This is a genomic window from Clostridium neonatale, assembly GCF_900465025.1.
Lineage (GTDB): Bacteria > Bacillota > Clostridia > Clostridiales > Clostridiaceae > Clostridium > Clostridium neonatale.
Genome location: NZ_UICR01000002.1, coordinates 1,011,408 through 1,028,359, shown reverse-complemented (window position 1 = coordinate 1,028,359; position 16,952 = coordinate 1,011,408). Strand labels below are relative to the sequence as shown.

At 29.8% G+C, this 16,952-nt stretch carries 22 protein-coding genes and 1 pseudogene; 21 read left to right on the top strand and 2 right to left on the bottom strand.

Translation table 11 applies throughout. The features are described from left to right. Window positions 1–152: 152 nt before the first annotated feature. Both CNEONATNEC86_RS16340 and CNEONATNEC86_RS16335 read left to right on the top strand, forming a co-directional pair. A complete protein-coding gene (locus CNEONATNEC86_RS16340) occupies window positions 153–2,318 on the top strand; it encodes a type IA DNA topoisomerase (protein ID WP_125150150.1) in 2,166 nt (721 codons plus the stop codon). A gap of 277 nt (window positions 2,319–2,595) precedes the next feature. Then, window positions 2,596–3,003, top strand: a pseudogene (locus tag CNEONATNEC86_RS16335) (ABC transporter substrate-binding protein); the annotation flags it as partial. A gap of 18 nt (window positions 3,004–3,021) precedes the next feature. On the opposite strand, the gene CNEONATNEC86_RS16330 reads toward CNEONATNEC86_RS16335, so the two are convergent. Both CNEONATNEC86_RS16330 and CNEONATNEC86_RS16325 read right to left on the bottom strand, forming a co-directional pair. Next, complete coding sequence (locus CNEONATNEC86_RS16330; protein WP_159136416.1) at window positions 3,022–4,560, bottom strand: recombinase family protein; 1,539 nt, start codon at window positions 4,558–4,560, stop codon at window positions 3,022–3,024. Between the two features lie 363 nt (window positions 4,561–4,923). Then, window positions 4,924–5,304, bottom strand: coding sequence for a helix-turn-helix domain-containing protein (locus CNEONATNEC86_RS16325; protein WP_159136415.1), 381 nt, complete (start codon window positions 5,302–5,304; stop codon window positions 4,924–4,926). Window positions 5,305–5,468: 164 nt separating this feature from the next. Between CNEONATNEC86_RS16325 and CNEONATNEC86_RS16320 the strand changes: the two genes are divergently transcribed. The 19 genes from CNEONATNEC86_RS16320 (at window position 5,469) to CNEONATNEC86_RS16240 (ending at window position 16,829) form a co-directional block, all read left to right on the top strand. Further along, entirely contained in the window at window positions 5,469–5,639 is a 171-nt protein-coding gene (locus CNEONATNEC86_RS16320; RefSeq protein ID WP_157065796.1) for a hypothetical protein, read from the top strand. Window positions 5,640–5,673: 34 nt separating this feature from the next. Further along, on the top strand, window positions 5,674–6,369 hold the full coding sequence (locus tag CNEONATNEC86_RS16315) for a Rha family transcriptional regulator (protein WP_159136414.1): 696 nt from the start codon (window positions 5,674–5,676) through the stop codon (window positions 6,367–6,369). 20 nt (window positions 6,370–6,389) lie between these two features. Then, window positions 6,390–6,743 carry a hypothetical protein gene (locus CNEONATNEC86_RS16310; RefSeq protein ID WP_159136413.1) on the top strand — a complete coding sequence of 118 codons (354 nt, stop codon included), beginning with the start codon at window positions 6,390–6,392 and terminating at the stop codon, window positions 6,741–6,743. Between the two features lie 54 nt (window positions 6,744–6,797). Further along, complete coding sequence (locus CNEONATNEC86_RS16305; protein WP_157065795.1) at window positions 6,798–6,962, top strand: hypothetical protein; 165 nt, start codon at window positions 6,798–6,800, stop codon at window positions 6,960–6,962. Window positions 6,963–7,121: 159 nt separating this feature from the next. Then, window positions 7,122–8,171 (top strand): BRO family protein, encoded by a 1,050-nt coding sequence (locus CNEONATNEC86_RS16300; protein WP_159136412.1) that lies wholly within the window; start codon window positions 7,122–7,124, stop codon window positions 8,169–8,171. A gap of 118 nt (window positions 8,172–8,289) precedes the next feature. Continuing rightward, window positions 8,290–8,445: a DUF6906 family protein gene (locus tag CNEONATNEC86_RS16295; protein ID WP_159136411.1), complete on the top strand. Its 156-nt coding sequence runs from the start codon at window positions 8,290–8,292 to the stop codon at window positions 8,443–8,445. A gap of 2 nt (window positions 8,446–8,447) precedes the next feature. Then, window positions 8,448–8,588, top strand: coding sequence for a hypothetical protein (locus CNEONATNEC86_RS16290; protein ID WP_159136410.1), 141 nt, complete (start codon window positions 8,448–8,450; stop codon window positions 8,586–8,588). 52 nt (window positions 8,589–8,640) lie between these two features. Beyond that, a complete protein-coding gene (locus CNEONATNEC86_RS16285) occupies window positions 8,641–9,153 on the top strand; it encodes a host-nuclease inhibitor Gam family protein (RefSeq protein ID WP_159136409.1) in 513 nt (170 codons plus the stop codon). An 8-nt stretch (window positions 9,154–9,161) separates the two neighbouring features. Next, entirely contained in the window at window positions 9,162–9,308 is a 147-nt protein-coding gene (locus CNEONATNEC86_RS16280; protein ID WP_159136408.1) for a hypothetical protein, read from the top strand. A gap of 34 nt (window positions 9,309–9,342) precedes the next feature. Beyond that, complete coding sequence (locus CNEONATNEC86_RS16275; protein WP_159136407.1) at window positions 9,343–9,891, top strand: hypothetical protein; 549 nt, start codon at window positions 9,343–9,345, stop codon at window positions 9,889–9,891. 11 nt (window positions 9,892–9,902) lie between these two features. Beyond that, on the top strand, window positions 9,903–10,544 hold the full coding sequence (locus tag CNEONATNEC86_RS16270; protein WP_159136406.1) for an AAA family ATPase: 642 nt from the start codon (window positions 9,903–9,905) through the stop codon (window positions 10,542–10,544). Between the two features lie 11 nt (window positions 10,545–10,555). Continuing rightward, the gene (locus tag CNEONATNEC86_RS21350; RefSeq protein WP_200848538.1) at window positions 10,556–10,729 is read left to right on the top strand and encodes a hypothetical protein; all 174 of its coding nucleotides are present in this window, start codon (window positions 10,556–10,558) and stop codon (window positions 10,727–10,729) included. Window positions 10,730–10,731: 2 nt separating this feature from the next. Beyond that, on the top strand, window positions 10,732–11,331 hold the full coding sequence (locus CNEONATNEC86_RS16265; protein ID WP_159136405.1) for a hypothetical protein: 600 nt from the start codon (window positions 10,732–10,734) through the stop codon (window positions 11,329–11,331). 87 nt (window positions 11,332–11,418) lie between these two features. After that, entirely contained in the window at window positions 11,419–12,390 is a 972-nt protein-coding gene (locus CNEONATNEC86_RS16260) for a sigma-70 family RNA polymerase sigma factor (protein WP_159136404.1), read from the top strand. Window positions 12,391–12,421: 31 nt separating this feature from the next. Continuing rightward, complete coding sequence (locus CNEONATNEC86_RS16255; protein WP_058296213.1) at window positions 12,422–13,024, top strand: ERCC4 domain-containing protein; 603 nt, start codon at window positions 12,422–12,424, stop codon at window positions 13,022–13,024. Beyond that, window positions 13,011–13,262: a hypothetical protein gene (locus CNEONATNEC86_RS16250; RefSeq protein ID WP_058296212.1), complete on the top strand. Its 252-nt coding sequence runs from the start codon at window positions 13,011–13,013 to the stop codon at window positions 13,260–13,262. Before CNEONATNEC86_RS16255 ends, CNEONATNEC86_RS16250 begins: the two co-directional genes overlap by 14 nt. Window positions 13,263–13,275: 13 nt before the next feature. Further along, complete coding sequence (locus tag CNEONATNEC86_RS16245; protein WP_159136403.1) at window positions 13,276–15,873, top strand: CHC2 zinc finger domain-containing protein; 2,598 nt, start codon at window positions 13,276–13,278, stop codon at window positions 15,871–15,873. Window positions 15,874–15,911: 38 nt separating this feature from the next. Next, a complete protein-coding gene (locus CNEONATNEC86_RS21850) occupies window positions 15,912–16,040 on the top strand; it encodes a hypothetical protein (protein ID WP_268259266.1) in 129 nt (42 codons plus the stop codon). A gap of 93 nt (window positions 16,041–16,133) precedes the next feature. Continuing rightward, on the top strand, window positions 16,134–16,829 hold the full coding sequence (locus CNEONATNEC86_RS16240; RefSeq protein WP_230141569.1) for a DNA methyltransferase: 696 nt from the start codon (window positions 16,134–16,136) through the stop codon (window positions 16,827–16,829). Window positions 16,830–16,952 lie beyond the last annotated feature (123 nt).

Genomic DNA, 16,952 nt, shown 5'->3' with positions numbered 1-16,952 from the left:
GATTAATTCAAGGCTATTTATTTTTTGGCAATATTATATTATTAGAGTTCATGTATTCAGCTGTTAGTGGACAATTTTTACTGGTTTTATGTGAATTTTAGTGTTAATATATTAAGTGCTGAAAAGATTGAAGAAGGCGGTGAGGTACCGATATGGCAAAGGTAGTGATAGCAGAAAAGCCATCTGTTGCAAAAAATATTGCAGATGCATTTAAAATCAAAACAAGAAGAGATGGCTACTTTGAAGGAAATGGCTATTATATAACTTGGGCGTTTGGGCACCTTTTGCAACTTTATGATGCAAAGGATTATGATGAGAATATGAAGGGATGGAAATTTGAGAAATTTCCTTTTATTCCTGAAGATTTTAAATATAAAGTTAAATGTGATAATGTAGACAGGACAATAGAAGATAAGGGCGCTAAAAAGCAGCTGTCAATAATTAAAGGACTTATTGACAGAGAAGATGTTGATGGTGTAATTTCTGCAACTGACTATGATAGAGAAGGTCAGGTAATAGCAGATGAAATATTTAATTATTTTGAGGTAAAAAAGCCTATATACAGATTGCTTTTGAATGAATGGACACCAGATGAAGTTAAAAAAGGAATGGAAAATCTAAAAGATAATAAAGAAATGCAATCTCTTCAGGACGCGGGTATAGGACGCCAATGGAGTGACTGGATAATTGGAATTAATTTAACTTCTGTAAGTACATTAAAATATAAATTTGAAGAAAATAAGACAATAAACATAGGAAGAGTTTTGCTTCCTACATTAAAGATTATTTATGATAGAGATAAAGAAATAGAAAACTTTACAGCAACTACATATTATAAACTAACTTCAAATTTCAAAGCTTCTAATAATGAAGAATTTGAAGGATTATATTATGAAAATGAGTCAGAAAAATTTGAAAAGAAAGAGGACTTAAATAAATTATTACCATTACTTGATGGTGAGACTGCTGAAATAATTGATAAACAGACTGAGCTAAAAAAAGAATATCCACCATATCTTTTTAATTTATCTAATTTACAAGGATATATTACAAGTAAGTATAAGGGATGGACATCAGATAAAGTACTTAAAGTTGCGCAGTCACTTTATGAAAAGAAATTTACTACATATCCAAGAACGGCAAGTTCAGTATTAGAAGAAAGTTTAAAAGACAGAGCTAAAAAAGTTTTAGATATGCTTAAAGTTGGTCTGCCTTATGAAAAAGATATTAAGTTCCATACATCAAAAAGAGTTTTTGATAATTCAAAGGTCGAAAGCCATAGTGCAATAACACCTACATACATTAAGCCAACTGGGCTTAGTCATGATGAACAGATTGTTTATGATGCTATTAAGAATAGATTTATAATGCAGTTTATGCCAATAGCTGAGTTCGAAGAAACAAAAGCTACTTTAAAGGTTAAGAATCCAGAAGTTAAAGGTACATTTATTGCAAAAGGAAAAATAAAACTTGTTGAGGGTTGGAAGGTTGTAGAGAAGATAGAAAGTAAAGATATAATTTTGCCTAAGATAGAAGTAGGAGAAGTTGTAGATATTACTAAATCAAAGATTGCATCAGTTACTAAGAAACCACCTAAGCATCATACTGAAAAAACACTACTTAGGGTTATGGAAACTTGTGGAAAAGGTGTTGAAGGAAAAGAAGATTCAGAAGAAATGATGCAGGCAATATTAAGTGGATACAGTATAGGTACTCCAGCGACAAGAGCAGAAACAATTAAGAAACTTAAAGATATAGGATACTTAAAGACTAAGGGGAAAAGCCTTATTGCAACTGACCTTGGAAGAAATATAGTAGAAACTTTTCCTGTTAGAGATCTTCTTGATTTAGAGTATACAGGTAAGCTTGAAAAAACATTATCAGATATTGAAAAAGGTAAGTTTGCAAAGCAAGATTTTATGAAGCTTATAACTGACTTTACAGTGGAATCAGTTGATTTAATAAAAAAAGATGATAAAGCTTTATCTAGGTTTAAAGTTGAAATTCCAAAAGATGTAGAAAATATAGGCCCATGTCCAATATGCGGGAACCCTGTAATTGAAGGGGATAGAGGTTTTGGTTGTAGTAACTGGAAAAATGGATGTAAATTTACCATATGGAAAGATGATAAATTTATAACTTCGTTTGGTAAAACTGTTTCTAAAGAAATGGTTCAGCTTTTACTTAAGAATGGAAAAGTAGGATTTAGGAATTTAAAAAGCAAAAAAGGTAATACTTTCTCAGCATATTTTAAATATGAGAAGAATGAAGAAACAGGATATTTTAACTGGAAGATGGAATTTATAGATAATAGATAAAAAGAATCTGTGTATAATTTATGTACACAGATTCTTTTTTCATTTTAAAATAGATTTTTATATTATTTAATCTTAAGAGAATACAGAATTACTTATAGATAAAATTTATATTAGCAAATTATAATTAAATAAAGTAAATTTTTGTACAAAAAAATTACACTTATTATAAGTGATTTATTATCAGAACAAATCCTATAAAATATCATATTATACAGCATAAGTATTAATAGGAGATGTTTAAATGAAAAGAAAGCTAAAAGCAGCTATATCTGTAATAATGATATCAGTCTTTACAGCTATGATGTTTGTAGGATGTGGTAAATCAGAAGATAATACTATGACTAAAGTTAGATTAAATGAAGTAACACGTTCAGTTTTCTATGCACCAATGTACATTGCAATGAGTGAAGGTTATTTTAAAGAAAATGGATTAGATATTGATCTTCAAACAGGACAAGGTGCTGATAAAGTTATGCAAGCGGTACTAAGTAAAAGTGCAGACATTGGTTTCTGTGGACCAGAACAAACAATTTACATTAATCTTCAAGGAAGAGAAGATAAACCTGTAGTTTTTGCACAATTGACTCAAAAAGACGGATCATTTTTGGTTGGAAGAACTGAAGAAAAGAATTTCGATTGGAAGAGTCTTAAAGGTAAAGATATTATTGGCGGAAGACCAGGTGGTGCAGTACTCTGTTAATTCCTATGATTTTTTTATAAAAGAAATCTTGAATTTTTCGCCATCCCACTTGATTTTGTCTATTATTGATTGAATACCAAATTGTTTATCTTCTAAACTTAAGTTTTCCCAACTAGACATTAAATTGACTATTTTGTTATACAAATAATCAATGTCATAGTGATTAATAGAATTTAAAATATTATCATGCTCTAGTAAAAATAATTTTTGTTTTAGATTGTCATTTTCTTCAGATAATTTATTCATTTTAGTGGTAACAGCATCAGCAGCAGATCCTTTTAATTTTCCTAATTGAGATACGAGGTTTTCCATTTCGATATCATTAGATTTTATCTTTTGGGATATGTTTTTTATCTCATTCTTATCAATAACTATAGTTTCAGTTTTTGATATTTCATCATTAAGTAATTCTTTATTTAAGCATATTTTCTGCAATAAAGATAATATATCATTTTCGATGTAATCCACTCTAATAAGTTTGGCATCACAATTCCTATTATATCCACCTTTCTTTGAAGAACACTTAAAATAGTATGATCGGCTACCGTCTTTACGCTTATAACCACTATCAACACTCATTCCACATCCACATTTACAAGTAAGCATATGTGCAAGAAAAGAATATTGTGATATTCTTGGTCGGCCTTCATCACCACGTTTTCTAATTTCTTCATTAGCCTTTATCCATGTAGCTGAATTGGTTGGAATTTCATGTTTTGAAGCAGTTACAAATCTATCTTCGCTTCTATACATTTTCTTTCCATTAACGTCTATTGGTCTGCGATTCCAAGGTAAATAACCACGCCCATTTAATTCACCATAAACTTTATACCCTAGATTTTCTAAATATGATTTACTTAGTTCATCACTAGGACAATAGGTTGGATTATAAACTATATTTATGATTGTCTTAGGGTGTAGCTCAACTAATTTACCTATATATCTGCTAGTATATCCAGCTGCTGCACTTTCAAAAATAAAAGTTAATTTCTCTTTCATTTCTGGTATTAATTCTAAATACATTGCATACTTACCATTATGTGTATTTTCTTTTATAGCTCTATATCCAGTAGGTGGAGTACCTCCAAGCCAACGTCCCATTTTAGCAAGAGCATTCATATTGTCCTTAACTCTTTGAGCTATATTCATTCTTTCCATTTCAGCAAAGCCGGCAATCATAGTCATTAACATCATACCTATTGGAGTATTAGGATCAAATCCTTCAGTAACACTGACTAGAGATACTTTATTTTTCTTTAAAATATCAAAAGTATTCATAAAATCAATGATATTTCTTGCAATTCTATCAACTTTATAACATGCAACAATATCAAATTTACCATGTTTAGCAAGCAACATCATTCGTTGGAATTCAGGTCTTTTTGTATTTCCACCGCTAAATCCTTCATCTTGAAATATTTCAAAAGTGAATTCTTTACCTTGATTTAAAAAGTAATCTTTGCACATTTCTATTTGATTTTTTATAGATTCTCCTGTATCGCTTTCTTTAGATTTACGTGAGTATATTGCGACTACTTTCATGTAAATTCCTCCTTTTTACCTTTTTTTATAAAAAGAATTATTTTTTTAGACTGAAAATAAGAATATTTTTGTAAACTGAAGAATATATATAGGTGTAGTAAAAAGTAAAAAAATATTTTTTAGTTATTTTTAAATATATTGTACTTGTAGTATAATATATTTATAAAACATATGCGAACTAATGTTTGTTATAAAAAATGTTAAAAATGATAAAATTTATATAAGCATATCAAGGGGTTGGTCACATATGAAAAAACAAATAATAAAATTAATAGAGGATATTGATAATCCAAAAATTCTAGGTCTAATTTATGCATATATAAAGAGTTTATTAAAAGCAAGTTCTAAATAGGACTTGCTTTCTTAAATTTTATTTTCTTTTTCTAGTAAAAGGTCGATTAGGTCATTAATTTTATCAATTGTTTTATCATCTAACTTGGTTAAGTTTTGAACTATTTCTTTTAGTTTTTCATTTTCTGATAATGATATCTCTGCAAAAGCTTCAGCAAGTTTCTCATCTTGTTCAGAAACAATATACATTTCTCCTTTGCCAGTAAGTAACCATTCTTTATTTACATTAAATTCCCTACAAATATCGTTTAAAGAACGTTCTGTAATATCTCTTAGGCCTTTTTCATAACAACTTATTTGACTTCTTGAAATTCCTATTGTTTTTCCAAACTCATCTTGAGACATATTAGCATCAATTCTAATAGCTTTAAGTCTATCCTTTATTTCTTTCATAGTAATTCTCCTTTCACTTATTATAATATACCCTAAAATTCTACTTTGCAACACAAAATAAAAAATATTTTTCAAAAAGTGTTGCAAATAAGAAAAAAGGGTGATAATATATGTTTTGTAAGGTTGCTATGCAACATTTGAATGACTGAAAGGAGTGAGAAAGTATGAATAGTGAAAAGATATTAAATGCAATTCCTAAACTACAAAAACTAAGTGATGATGATTTGGACTTAGTAATGAGTGCAATTAATTCGTGTTTAGTAGTACAAGCAATGCAACAAGCTCATGATAGCCCAGTAGCTTTAGAAAGGTTTGTTTCAGCAATTAGAAATTAGTATTGACTTATTTAGTGGAAGAGGAGGATTTACAATGAATAATCAATTAGAGAGCAGAATTTCATCAAGAGAAGTTGCTGAAATGATGGAAACTAGACATGATGTTTTATTAAAAAAGATTGATACAATCAATAAAGATTTTACTGCCCACAAAATTGTGGTGAGTAAATATTGGATTGAATCATCATATGTAGATGGGAGTGGAAAATCCAATAGAGAATTTCAAATTACTAAGAAAGGATGTGAGTTCCTAGCCCATAAGACAACAGGAACTAAAGGAAATTTATTCACAGATAAGTATATGGATAAGTTTGAAGCTATGGAAAAGGTGCTTGAAAATCCTAATGGAGTAATAAAGCAACTTACCAATCAAATTGCAAGCATGAATTTAGAACTACAAGAGATTAAGGGAATGCTTAACAAAAGAGAAAGGCAAAGACTGGCAAGTAAAAAACATCGGTTAAAGATAAAGCCACCTTTAGAAAAAAGACTTGAAAATATAACCAATGAAATGATTAATCAAATATTAGTTAATTCGCTTGCTACAGGGCTATTAAGAGTCACAGATGAAGGAAATGTTGTTGATAAAGAAGTTTTGTTTAATGAAGCCAATAAGCTGAATATAAGCAAACATGACATTAAGATAAAGCTTGAATTACTTAATAAGATAATCTACAAGCAAGTAAGAATTAATGGTAAAAATATGTGGTGCATAGTTATTAATAGGTAAATTTTAAGGAGGAAAAATAAATGAACAAAGTTATTGAAAATAGACTTAAAGAAATTAATTTTAATGAAATTGGTGCAAGAGGTATAGCAAGAGAGATATGTGATTTGATTGTAAAATATAATCTTTCAATTAATCAAGCTGATGTGACATTAGATTTAGCGAAAGACATGTTGGCTAATAGACCATTAGGGGTTAATGAATTTGCTCTATCAACTTTTAATGATTTAGATTTGAACCATAAAAGTCTATGTACATGGATAGGTGAATGTCAATGTTGCGGAAAAGTAAATCAGATTGATTTACCTAGAAATAAAGACATAGTACCTAAATTTTGTGGAAATTGTGGTGAAAAAATTAAATATATCAAACTGTAACACAATAGATTAATTTTCATATCATGTATGAAGCAATTCTATGGGGGAATCAATATGCACTATAAATATGAACTTGAAATTGATGGAAGGATTGTTGATATAGATGATCCAGAACTATCAAAAATAGTAACTGGAATGTGGCTTAATTTATATAGGATATATAAAAATAATCCATCAATATTTCCATTAACAGAAGAAAAGAATATCGAGAAGCAATAAGATGTATAGGCTGAAAAGCCTTAGAAATTAATAAAACATAATAATTGAAAAGTTGAGGAAGTATTTATGACAAAAGCAACAGAAAGACAGCTCATAAAAGCTTATAAAAGAATCTTGATAGAGCATAGCAATTTAAAAGTAGTTTGGAGGAATGATTAAATGAAATATTATACAGTAAGCGAAGTTGCTAAAAAGTATAAAGTTAGTAAGGAAACAATTTATAAAAGAATTAGGGAAGGTGTGATTGATAAAGCACCTAATATAGGAGCTGTGACAAGAATCTCAGCAAATGAATTGAAAAAATTTCAAAATCAATACATTAAAGCCCTTGTTTATGATAAAGAGAAAGTTGAGGTTGTAGAAACGTCACTAGGAAAAATCAGAAAAATTAAATCTACTAATGAATATGTTGCAAGAGATGTTGCTGATGCGATTGGATTAATTAAAGCAAGAAATTTAGTAGAAAGAGCAAGTAATAATAATGCTAGATGTATTGGTGTAGATGAAGCTAAATATTATGGATTTAAAACTTATGCTAAGGGCACTAGTCTTGTTAATTATGATGGTGTGGTTGAATATTCCAAAAGAAGTCCGTTCAATATCGATTGGGATAAATTCCTAAAAGAATTAAAACCATCTAATGAAAATATACAGGCTGAGGAATGTGCACAAGTAGAATTTGAAGGAATAAAAACAGATAATTCAAATGCACTATCTAAAATATTTGAAGGAACACCAGTAGAAATTATTACAGATAAAAATGGAGAACCATTATTTGAATTATATTCAACTGGTATGGCTTTAGGGTATGTAAATAAAAATAGTATGGGGAAAATATATCCGCATAAATCAAGAATTGATAAAGTAGTTGAGAATGCCGAAATTATTGGTTGTGTACACGGTGTACACAAATATTTAACTGAATCGCAGCTATATGATTTCATGTTTGAAGCAAAAACAGATAAATGCAAATCATTTAGAAAATGGGTTACTAATGAAGTTCTACCTACCATAAGAAAAACTGGTGGTTATGTAAATAACACTGAAAAGTTTACAGAAAATTATTTTAGTAATCTAAGTGAAGATACAAGAGAAATTATTAAAAATGAGTTGGAAAATAAGAACAAAGAGTTACGACTTGAAAAGGCTAAGATTGAACATGAATTAAAATCCAATACTGAAATAATTAATTTAATTGATGAAGCTTAGGAGGAAATTAAAGATGGACAATATTAATTTGTATGTAGATTTAGTAGGGCCAAAGTATAAGAAAAGAAGTAAGTTTTTTAAGATGATTAGAAGAATTTTAAGAAAGGTGATGAAATAGTTGAAAAATCCAAAGAGACTTAAAAGAAAACATAAGATATTTTTAAGTAAACATGGATGTAATCCGGATGATTTTCTTATAGTAACAGAAGATGCTGAAAGTTATACATTCTACAACAAAGTTACTAAAGTAGTTTGGGATCCAATAAGGAGGTAGTTATGGGAAAGCTGTTAGATTATGCAGAGAAAGCTGATGAAATAGTTAGATTATCCATGAATGATGGCTATAGAGTAAATGAAGCTATAAAAATGGTTAAAGAAAAAGCTATCAAGGACCCTCGCCAAAGTAGTCCAAGATAGCAGAAATAAAATAATTCAAGTAAATTATAAAACTTATAGGAGGAGTTTGCAAATGGAAAATGCATTATTAAATCAAGAATTACAGGAAGAAATTAAAGAAAATTTTAAAATAGAGAATTTGGAAGGTGCTACGTGGGCTTTCAGAAAATTAAGAGCTATTGAAGCTAAAGAGGCTGAGATTAAATCAATAGCTGAAAATGAAAGAATGAGAATTGATGCATGGGAAAAGCAACAATGCAATCAATATCAAAGTAATAAAGAATATTTTGAAGGGTTATTAAGTAGCTATTACGCAGAGGAAAAGGCTAAGGATAGTAAATTTAAATTATCTACACCTTATGGAAAAGTTGTATCTAAGAAGTCGGATAAGTGGTTTTATGATGATGAACAGGCAATAATTGATTACTGCAATGTAAATCAAATTGATGCCATTAAGGTTGAGGAGAAACTTGATAAAACAAGTCTTAAAAAGATTTGTAAAAATGGTGTAAATCAAGAAACAGGAGAGGTATTGCCTGGTATAAGAATCGAAAAAACTGAAACTATTACCGTTAAGGTGGAATAGGTGATTTTATGGAATGGGAACTAGGGAGATATGATAACAAGTATTTTCTATTTCTTATTAAAAATAATGAAATTATAAACATTGATATAAGTCAAAAGGAAGCTAGGAGTATTGAAGAAAGATTCAATATTAAAGCAGTGGAATATCCATTTTAGAAAAAGAATTTTAAAAGCATTGGAGGATTAATATATGGATTTTGAAAAGATTAGAAAGGAAGTAACTAAAGAAGAATTTATTAATTCACAATTAACAATTGGAGACGGGTGTCCTGGAATGTATGGATATTATGAATACTGCAGTGATTCTGATAGTTGTGCGGAATGCTGGAGGAAAGTAATAGAAGAAAATAATATTAAGTTTAAAGATGATAAAACAGAAGAGTACAAGGTTATTGATGCACTAAAAGTTATTAGTAAATATTGTGAAGAAAAGAGCTGCCCTTTATGTGAATTTGGAGTAGATGGAGGGAATAATTGCATTATATCTTATAAATTAACAAGTGATTGTCCTTGTTATTGGGATATTAAACCAATAGAAGACAAGATTAAACCAATGGCAACAATTTATCTAGTAGAGCATACAGAGGGCAGAAAACAATATACATTTATATCTGATGAAACGCTTTCTGTAGGCGATATGGTAGTCTGTGATACTAAGTTCGGTCATTCTTATGGAAGAGTAGTTGATATAAAACAAATGGCTGATGATGAAAATAAAAAATGTTGGAAAGTGAAATAGGAGGGAAATCTATGTCTAAGTTAATCGGAATTATGGGCGAGAGCGGAGCTGGTAAAACTACAAGTCTTAGAACACTTGACCCAGCAACAACTTATATTATAGATGCAGATAAGAAAGGACTTAGCTGGAAAGGATGGAAGCAGCAGTATAACAATGAAAACAGAAATTATATGGCTACTGATAATCCAGCAACTATAAGAAGTATTCTTAAAAACATTAATGATAAGGCTCCACATGTCAAGGTAGTTGTAGTTGATACTCTTAATGGCGTAATGGTCGCTGATGAAATGAGACGAAGTAAGGAAAAAGGCTTCGATAAGTGGCAGGATTTAGCCCAATGTGTATGGGAAACAGTTGATGATGCACTTACTTACAGAGATGATTTAACAGTTGTATTCATATGTCATAGTCAAACTGAGATTAATGATAGCGGCTACTTGTGGACTAGGATTAAGACTAGTGGGAAGAAGCTAGATAAGATAGTTCTTGAAAGCAAATTTAATACAGTTCTATTAGCAAAGTGTGTTGATGGAAAGCACATATTTGAAACACAAAGTAATTTTAGTACAGCTAAATCGCCACTAGGAGCGTTTGAAAGTAAAGAGATAGATAATAACATGGCTGATGTTCTAAAAGCTTTAGAGGAGTTTTAGGAGGAAAATTTATGGATGATAGACTTAATGAAATTAATTTTGTTGTTAGTATGATTCAAAAATTATGCGTTGAAGCTCAAATTGCATTAATTGCAAGAGAAAAGAAAGGTCAGCTCATGGTGTTAGTACATGATGCTATTACTGGCCAAGAATATGGAATTATGAAAAAAGGAAAGGAAGATTAACAATGATTAAACCAAAGGATTTTGATGAAGTACAAGCGTATGGACAATATACTCCATTAGAAGTTGGAGGTCATATTTGCAGAATAATGAGTGTAGAAGAAACTAAGAGTAAAGCTGGAAGAGATATGATTGTAATTTATATAGATACTGATCCTTCAGACAAACAACCATGTTATTTTTCAGAGCAATATAAAAATGATAGCAGAGAACAAAAGCGTTGGGGAATTGGTGGAACAATACGCCAGTTGGTTTATGATTCAGATAATAAAACCAATAGAGGATTTAAAACTTTTATTGAGATGGTAAAAGGTTCTAATCCAGGATTTAAAGTGCAATGGGATGATAACTTCACAGGCTGCTTAAAAGGAAAACTTGTAGGTGGTGTTTTTGGAAAAGAAGAATATAAAGACTCATATGGAAATAATAAGTTTTCTGTAAAGCTATTTAACTTTAGGACTGTTGAAGATATTAAAAATGGTGTTGAGGTACCTAAGGATAAGTTACTTAATCCTAGTGGAAATAATAATCAAAGTTTCAATAATGGTGGAATGAATTTTGACGAAGATATAACTCCAGTAGATGATGACGATATGCCCTTTTAGTGAAAAAGAAATATGGGAAAATGATATTGAATTTATGCCTGAATATGATGATGGAGAGTTACTTTTCTAGCAAAATGAGGACTGAATATGGATAGGAAGCCAATAAAACTAAAAAATGAAATTAGGAATATGTCTATTGAGGAAGTTTATCAGCAATTTAAAAATTTTATATATAAACAGTGTCAATCCTGGTTAGGAAAATATGAATTTGATGATTTACAACAAGTAGCTTTCATAGGTCTACAAAAGGCCTATGAGGGTTATGAAGTAGATAAGGATGTTCAATTTTTAACATATGCAGCAATGGCCATTAGTAATGAATTAAGAATATATCATAGGAAAAATAAGAAGCATGAAGATGTTTTTAGCTTAAATAAAACTTTTTCTTTAAAAGATGATGAAATGGAGTATATAGATACTATTTCAGATGATACAGATTATGAAGAAATAGCATTTAAGAATATTCAATATGAAAACTTAAAGAATGCACTTGGAAAACTTAATCCTATAGATAGAGAGATAGTAGAAGAGCTTGGATTAAATTTTAAAGGTCAGAAAGAAATAGCAGAAAAATTTAATTTATCTCAATCATACATTTCAAGAAAATATAAAAACTTATTAGTAAAACTTAGAAAGATTATGGAGGGTGATGATAAGATGCCAGAAAAGAAAATCACTAGAGAGCAATTAGCTGCAGAAGTAAAAGAACATGGAACAGGTAAAGAAGCAACAAAATTAATTGCTAAAAAATATGGTTTATCGCCAGCAACTATAAGAAGTTATTATGACATTATGGATGTTAGAAGTGCAAGCAAAAATTATGCAGGCAAAAAAACTCAGAATATAGATAAAAACACAACAGAACCTAAACAAGAAATCAAAGTCGAAGCTCCTTCATTTCTTCAAGAGATAAAAACCTATAGAGGTTCTATTGGGCAATATCAAATTAATGGTGATAATGTTGACTTACAGTTTGGAAATGCAATAGTAAGTATAGAAAAAGAAAATATCATGAATTTAGTCATGGAGCTATCAGAACTTAACAGAATCATAAGTTAAGTAAATCTAGAAATTTAGAGGTGATTAAGATATGGCAGAATTTAAATTTAGGTTTACAGATACGGAAATTAAAAAATTACTTAAAGAAAATTTCATGATTCTTTATGATACAAGAGAGCAGGTTAACGATCATGTATTAAGTTACTTTGATAATATTGGACTCAAATACAAAAGGCAAAAAATAGATGAAGGTGACTATACAGCCATTATAACAGCAAGACCTGATATGGGAATAACAAGAGATTTATATTTTAAGGTTGGCGTAGAACGTAAGAATAGTGTGGATGAATTAGCTGGAAATTTAGCTGAGAAAACAGATACTAGAGATGATATAAGGCTTGAAAGAGAGCTTATGAGAGCTAAAGCAAAAGGTATAAAAATGTTTTTAGTAATTGAAGATCCAAATGGATTAGAAGTTATAAAAAATGGAACTTATAGGAGTCAGTATGGAAGTAAGGCTTTTGTAGGAAAATTATCATCATTACAAGATAAATATATCCAAGACACTATTTTTACATCCAATCTAAACTCTGGATATCACATTTATAGGAAGCTTTATTATTCTGTAAGAAACTTTCTAAAAGCTGGAGAAATTCAACCGAATGAAACAGGTGATTTATATGGAATTAGTTGAACTAAAGAAAAAGTATAATGAATGCTTAAAAAGGAATCAGAAAGCTGAAGAATATTTAATGAGTCATACAATTGAAGAATGTGAAAAGCCATTAAAAATAGTTTATGGCAAGTCGTTTGATACGTTTGATTTGTTTAGTGAAGTTGCAGCAGATCTAAGCAAATTAATTATTGAAATAGAGAAAAATATGGGTAAGAAAATGACCAGGTATGAAATATTAAATGGTTTTAAATTATAGAGGAGGTGTAGCTGTGAGAGACATTAATGATATTGACTTAAAACAGGTTATAGAGGATTTGACTGGCGAGAGATTTAACAGAGAAAAGAAAATACATTCTCCTTTTAAACAAGAAAATACGCCATCTTTTACAATCTATTTTGATAGTAATTCCAATAAGTACAAGTTTAAAGATTTTAGTACAGGCAAGCAAGGTGATGCACTAGACTTTGTTATGCAGTATAAAAACTGCAGTTATAAGGAAGCAAGATCATATTTAGGATTAGAAGTTGAAAAAGCAGAGAATGAGCTATGGGAAGATAAAATACGAAGCTATATTGACTGGCAGCTCCAGGATATAAGACGAGGATATACATTACTTGGAATATTTACTTTTGTAGATGAAAATAACAAGCCAATATATGCTAAAGCTAAATTTCTTAAACCAGACGGAAAAAAGGAGACTCCATATTACTGTATTGAAAATGGAAAAGTTGCTAATAAGCGTGGTGCAGATGAAGTACCATACAATTATTATAATCTATTAAAAGGAATAGCCGAGGATAAGACTATTATCTTCGTAGAGGGCGAGAAGGATGCCAATACGATAAACAACATTCTTAAAAATAAAACCTTTGTAGCAAGCTCTCTAAAGGGTGTAAAGAACTTTGAAAAATTAAAAGCAAATGAATTCATGAAAATATATGTGATAGGTGATACTGGAGAGGCTGGTCAAAGATATATCCAGGATATAAAGAAAGAATTTTTTGATAAATGTTCAAAGTTTAAGATTATTAATTTACCAGGAATAAAGTCACTTGGTGATAATAAGGACGTTACAGATTGGTTAGAAGCTGGCCATAATAAAAATGATTTATTTAATGCATTTGATAGATCATTAGATTTAAGAGATAAGAGCCAACTTCAACAGGATTACGGTGGTGTGTATAAATTTCAGTATGATAAAAGCGGAGAAAATCCAAGAAAAGTCTATATAACCGATTTTCAAATATTAGAAGCAAAAACACTAATAAATGTTGAGGCAGACTTTGAAGATATAGCTTTAACAGTTAAATCTAGAATTGATGGTAAAATATATCCTAAAACAGATTCCAGTACAGTATTGAATGACTTGCGTTCATTTAGAAATTTTTTAGGCGCAAAACTAAATTTTAAAGGTGAAAAGAAAGATTTAAATACATTCAGAGAATGGTTGAGTAATTACTTTTTCCTTGAAGATGAAGAAGTATACCAGGGAGTACGATTTAGTTGTATTAATGGGAAAATGGCTTTAACTTGTGCGGATGGAACTATATTTATAGATGGAATAGATACATCAGCATTTGCAGATGGAACCAAAATAAAACTAACTGAGGTTGAGAAAATTGAAACATCTGAATTATTGGAACTAAAAAAGAGATTATTTAGATTTTTATCAGCAGAAAAGTCTATAAGTATTGTTGGAACTATAATTAATGATCTAGCAGTATATCAAAATATGGCTATTGATGAAAAATTACATCATTTATTTATCACAGGAGAATCAGAAAGTGGTAAATCTACAATTTTAGAAAGGATCATAGCTCCTATTTTAAATTATCCAGCAAAAGAAAAGATTTCTGTTTCATCAGCAAAACCTTTTGGTTTTAGTGGAAGTTTATGTTTAGGTAATTATCCGTTAATATGTGATGAATTTAAACCAAGTAAATGGAATCAATATAAAACTGATGAAGTATGTAACACAATGAGAGATGCATATGACAGAACTCCAATGCCTAGAGGTGATAAGTCTTTTAAAATCAAAAATTTTATACCTGAAAGACCAATAATTATGGCTGGGGAAGAGTCTTATCCGGATCAAGAAACAGCACTTATAACTAGAAGTTGTATTGTTTATATTTCTAAAAATGAACGTACAGAAGAAAATAGTACAGTTACATTTTGGTTAATTGAACATAAAGACATTTTAAATAAGTTTGGCCGAAGCTTAATTGATGAAGTGCTGAATATGTCTGTTGAACAATACAAGGATATAAGGAAAAGCTTAGGCACTAAGTTTGACATATTAAAAGGTAGAGCCTTCGATACAGCATTAAATATAGCTTGCGGAATAGAAATACTGAATATTCTATTGGAACGTCATGGACTTAACATAATTGAAAATTATGAACAACATATCATAAAGAATATTCAAGATGAGGTATTGGATGGAGGAAAAGAAGCTAAAAGTACTGTTGAACAAATGTTAATACTATATAGCCAAATGATAGAAGATAAAAATACTTGTGTTCAAGAAACAATAATACAGGATAGAAAAGAAGATGGATTCTATGTAAGGACATCGCAACTTTTAAATGAAATATTTAGATTTCAAAAAGAGTATGGATCTGCTGATATTAAACCATTAAAATTGAAAGATTTTAGGAAACAAGCCATTAAAGCAGGGTATATTTTAATCAAGAATGCAAAGCAGCTAAGAATCGGTACAGATAATCCTGTATGGTATGACTTGTATGATAAAGAGAAATTGAAGGAACTGAATGTTACTAGGATAGTTGAGCCGGACTTAATAGAGGAAGCAGTCACTAAGGCTGAACAAAAATTTTTAGATAGTGCTTTTCCTAAAAAGTAGGCGCTATCTCTCTAAATATATAGAGTGAGGGTAAAAACATGTTTAAGAAAGATTTATTTTTAGCTGGATTGATGGGAGTTGTTTTTAATTTAGTATTTTGGCTAGGACTTATAGCAGGAATACTTTGGTTATTAAAATATTTTAAAGTATTTGCAATGTTTAATTAATGTGAAAAGGAAGTGAAGATATGTGGGGACCATTTTGTGAGGAGTAATTAATGCGGAATTTGAAGAAAGTCTGCAGTAAAGTGAGGTGATATATTGTTTGAAGTAAATAAGTTTTACAACATGGATTGTATGCTGGCCATGAAAGAAATTCCTGATAAATATTTTGATTTGGCGATAGTAGATCCACCATATTTTAAAGGTCCTAATACCAGAGAGTATTATGGGAGAAGTGTGAGTACAACTAAAATAAAAAGACATTGGTATCCTAAAATAAAAAGTTGGGATGTTCCGAGAGAGGAATATTTTAAGGAATTGCTGAGAATATCAGAAAATCAAATAGTATGGGGAATAAATTATTTTGATATTAATTTAGGACCAGGAAGAATAATTTGGGACAAAGTTAATGGAAATAGTACATTTAGTGATTGTGAAATAGCTTACTGCAGCTTACATGATTCTGTAAGACAATTTAGATATATGTGGAATGGAATGATGCAAGGGAAAAGCATAAGTGAAGGCTGGATTGTGCGAGGCGATAAAAGTAAAAATGAAAAAAGAATACACCCTACACAAAAGCCAGTAAATCTTTATAAATGGCTATTAATGAATTATGCAAAGCAAGGAGATAAGATTTTAGATACTCATGTAGGAAGTGCATCAAGTTTAATTGCTTGCTATGAAATGGGATTTGATTTCTTAGGTTTTGAAAAAGATAAAGAAATGTTTATTTTAGCCAGTGAAAGATTAGAAAAAGTAATGAGTCAGTTAAATATGTTTGATGTAATTTAATACGTCATACTAAAATTTGATAAGTTGAATATTTGACGTAGAAACTTAAAATAAAAATTTGTTCTTTGAAAATTGAATATTGAATAGTGCAAAATGTTGAAATTTTTCATTAAAAACTTTGTA

What these genes read in the sequence shown, in the direction of transcription:
- CNEONATNEC86_RS16285 (WP_159136409.1), top strand. Translation starts at nt 8,641, where the DNA reads ATGGAAAATGCATTATTAAATCAAGAATTACAGGAAGAAATTAAAGAA.
- CNEONATNEC86_RS16255 (WP_058296213.1), top strand. Translation starts at nt 12,422, where the DNA reads ATGGCAGAATTTAAATTTAGGTTTACAGATACGGAAATTAAAAAATTA.
- CNEONATNEC86_RS16340 (WP_125150150.1), top strand. Translation starts at nt 153, where the DNA reads ATGGCAAAGGTAGTGATAGCAGAAAAGCCATCTGTTGCAAAAAATATT.
- CNEONATNEC86_RS16265 (WP_159136405.1), top strand. Translation starts at nt 10,732, where the DNA reads ATGATTAAACCAAAGGATTTTGATGAAGTACAAGCGTATGGACAATAT.
- CNEONATNEC86_RS16310 (WP_159136413.1), top strand. Translation starts at nt 6,390, where the DNA reads ATGAACAAAGTTATTGAAAATAGACTTAAAGAAATTAATTTTAATGAA.
- CNEONATNEC86_RS16315 (WP_159136414.1), top strand. Translation starts at nt 5,674, where the DNA reads ATGAATAATCAATTAGAGAGCAGAATTTCATCAAGAGAAGTTGCTGAA.
- CNEONATNEC86_RS21850 (WP_268259266.1), top strand. Translation starts at nt 15,912, where the DNA reads ATGTTTAAGAAAGATTTATTTTTAGCTGGATTGATGGGAGTTGTTTTT.
- CNEONATNEC86_RS16300 (WP_159136412.1), top strand. Translation starts at nt 7,122, where the DNA reads ATGAAATATTATACAGTAAGCGAAGTTGCTAAAAAGTATAAAGTTAGT.
- CNEONATNEC86_RS16305 (WP_157065795.1), top strand. Translation starts at nt 6,798, where the DNA reads ATGCACTATAAATATGAACTTGAAATTGATGGAAGGATTGTTGATATA.
- CNEONATNEC86_RS16290 (WP_159136410.1), top strand. Translation starts at nt 8,448, where the DNA reads ATGGGAAAGCTGTTAGATTATGCAGAGAAAGCTGATGAAATAGTTAGA.
- CNEONATNEC86_RS16320 (WP_157065796.1), top strand. Translation starts at nt 5,469, where the DNA reads ATGAATAGTGAAAAGATATTAAATGCAATTCCTAAACTACAAAAACTA.
- CNEONATNEC86_RS16270 (WP_159136406.1), top strand. Translation starts at nt 9,903, where the DNA reads ATGTCTAAGTTAATCGGAATTATGGGCGAGAGCGGAGCTGGTAAAACT.
- CNEONATNEC86_RS16260 (WP_159136404.1), top strand. Translation starts at nt 11,419, where the DNA reads ATGGATAGGAAGCCAATAAAACTAAAAAATGAAATTAGGAATATGTCT.
- CNEONATNEC86_RS16250 (WP_058296212.1), top strand. Translation starts at nt 13,011, where the DNA reads ATGGAATTAGTTGAACTAAAGAAAAAGTATAATGAATGCTTAAAAAGG.
- CNEONATNEC86_RS16330 (WP_159136416.1), bottom strand. Translation starts at nt 4,560, where the DNA reads ATGAAAGTAGTCGCAATATACTCACGTAAATCTAAAGAAAGCGATACA.
- CNEONATNEC86_RS16280 (WP_159136408.1), top strand. Translation starts at nt 9,162, where the DNA reads ATGGAATGGGAACTAGGGAGATATGATAACAAGTATTTTCTATTTCTT.
- CNEONATNEC86_RS16325 (WP_159136415.1), bottom strand. Translation starts at nt 5,304, where the DNA reads ATGAAAGAAATAAAGGATAGACTTAAAGCTATTAGAATTGATGCTAAT.
- CNEONATNEC86_RS21350 (WP_200848538.1), top strand. Translation starts at nt 10,556, where the DNA reads ATGGATGATAGACTTAATGAAATTAATTTTGTTGTTAGTATGATTCAA.
- CNEONATNEC86_RS16275 (WP_159136407.1), top strand. Translation starts at nt 9,343, where the DNA reads ATGGATTTTGAAAAGATTAGAAAGGAAGTAACTAAAGAAGAATTTATT.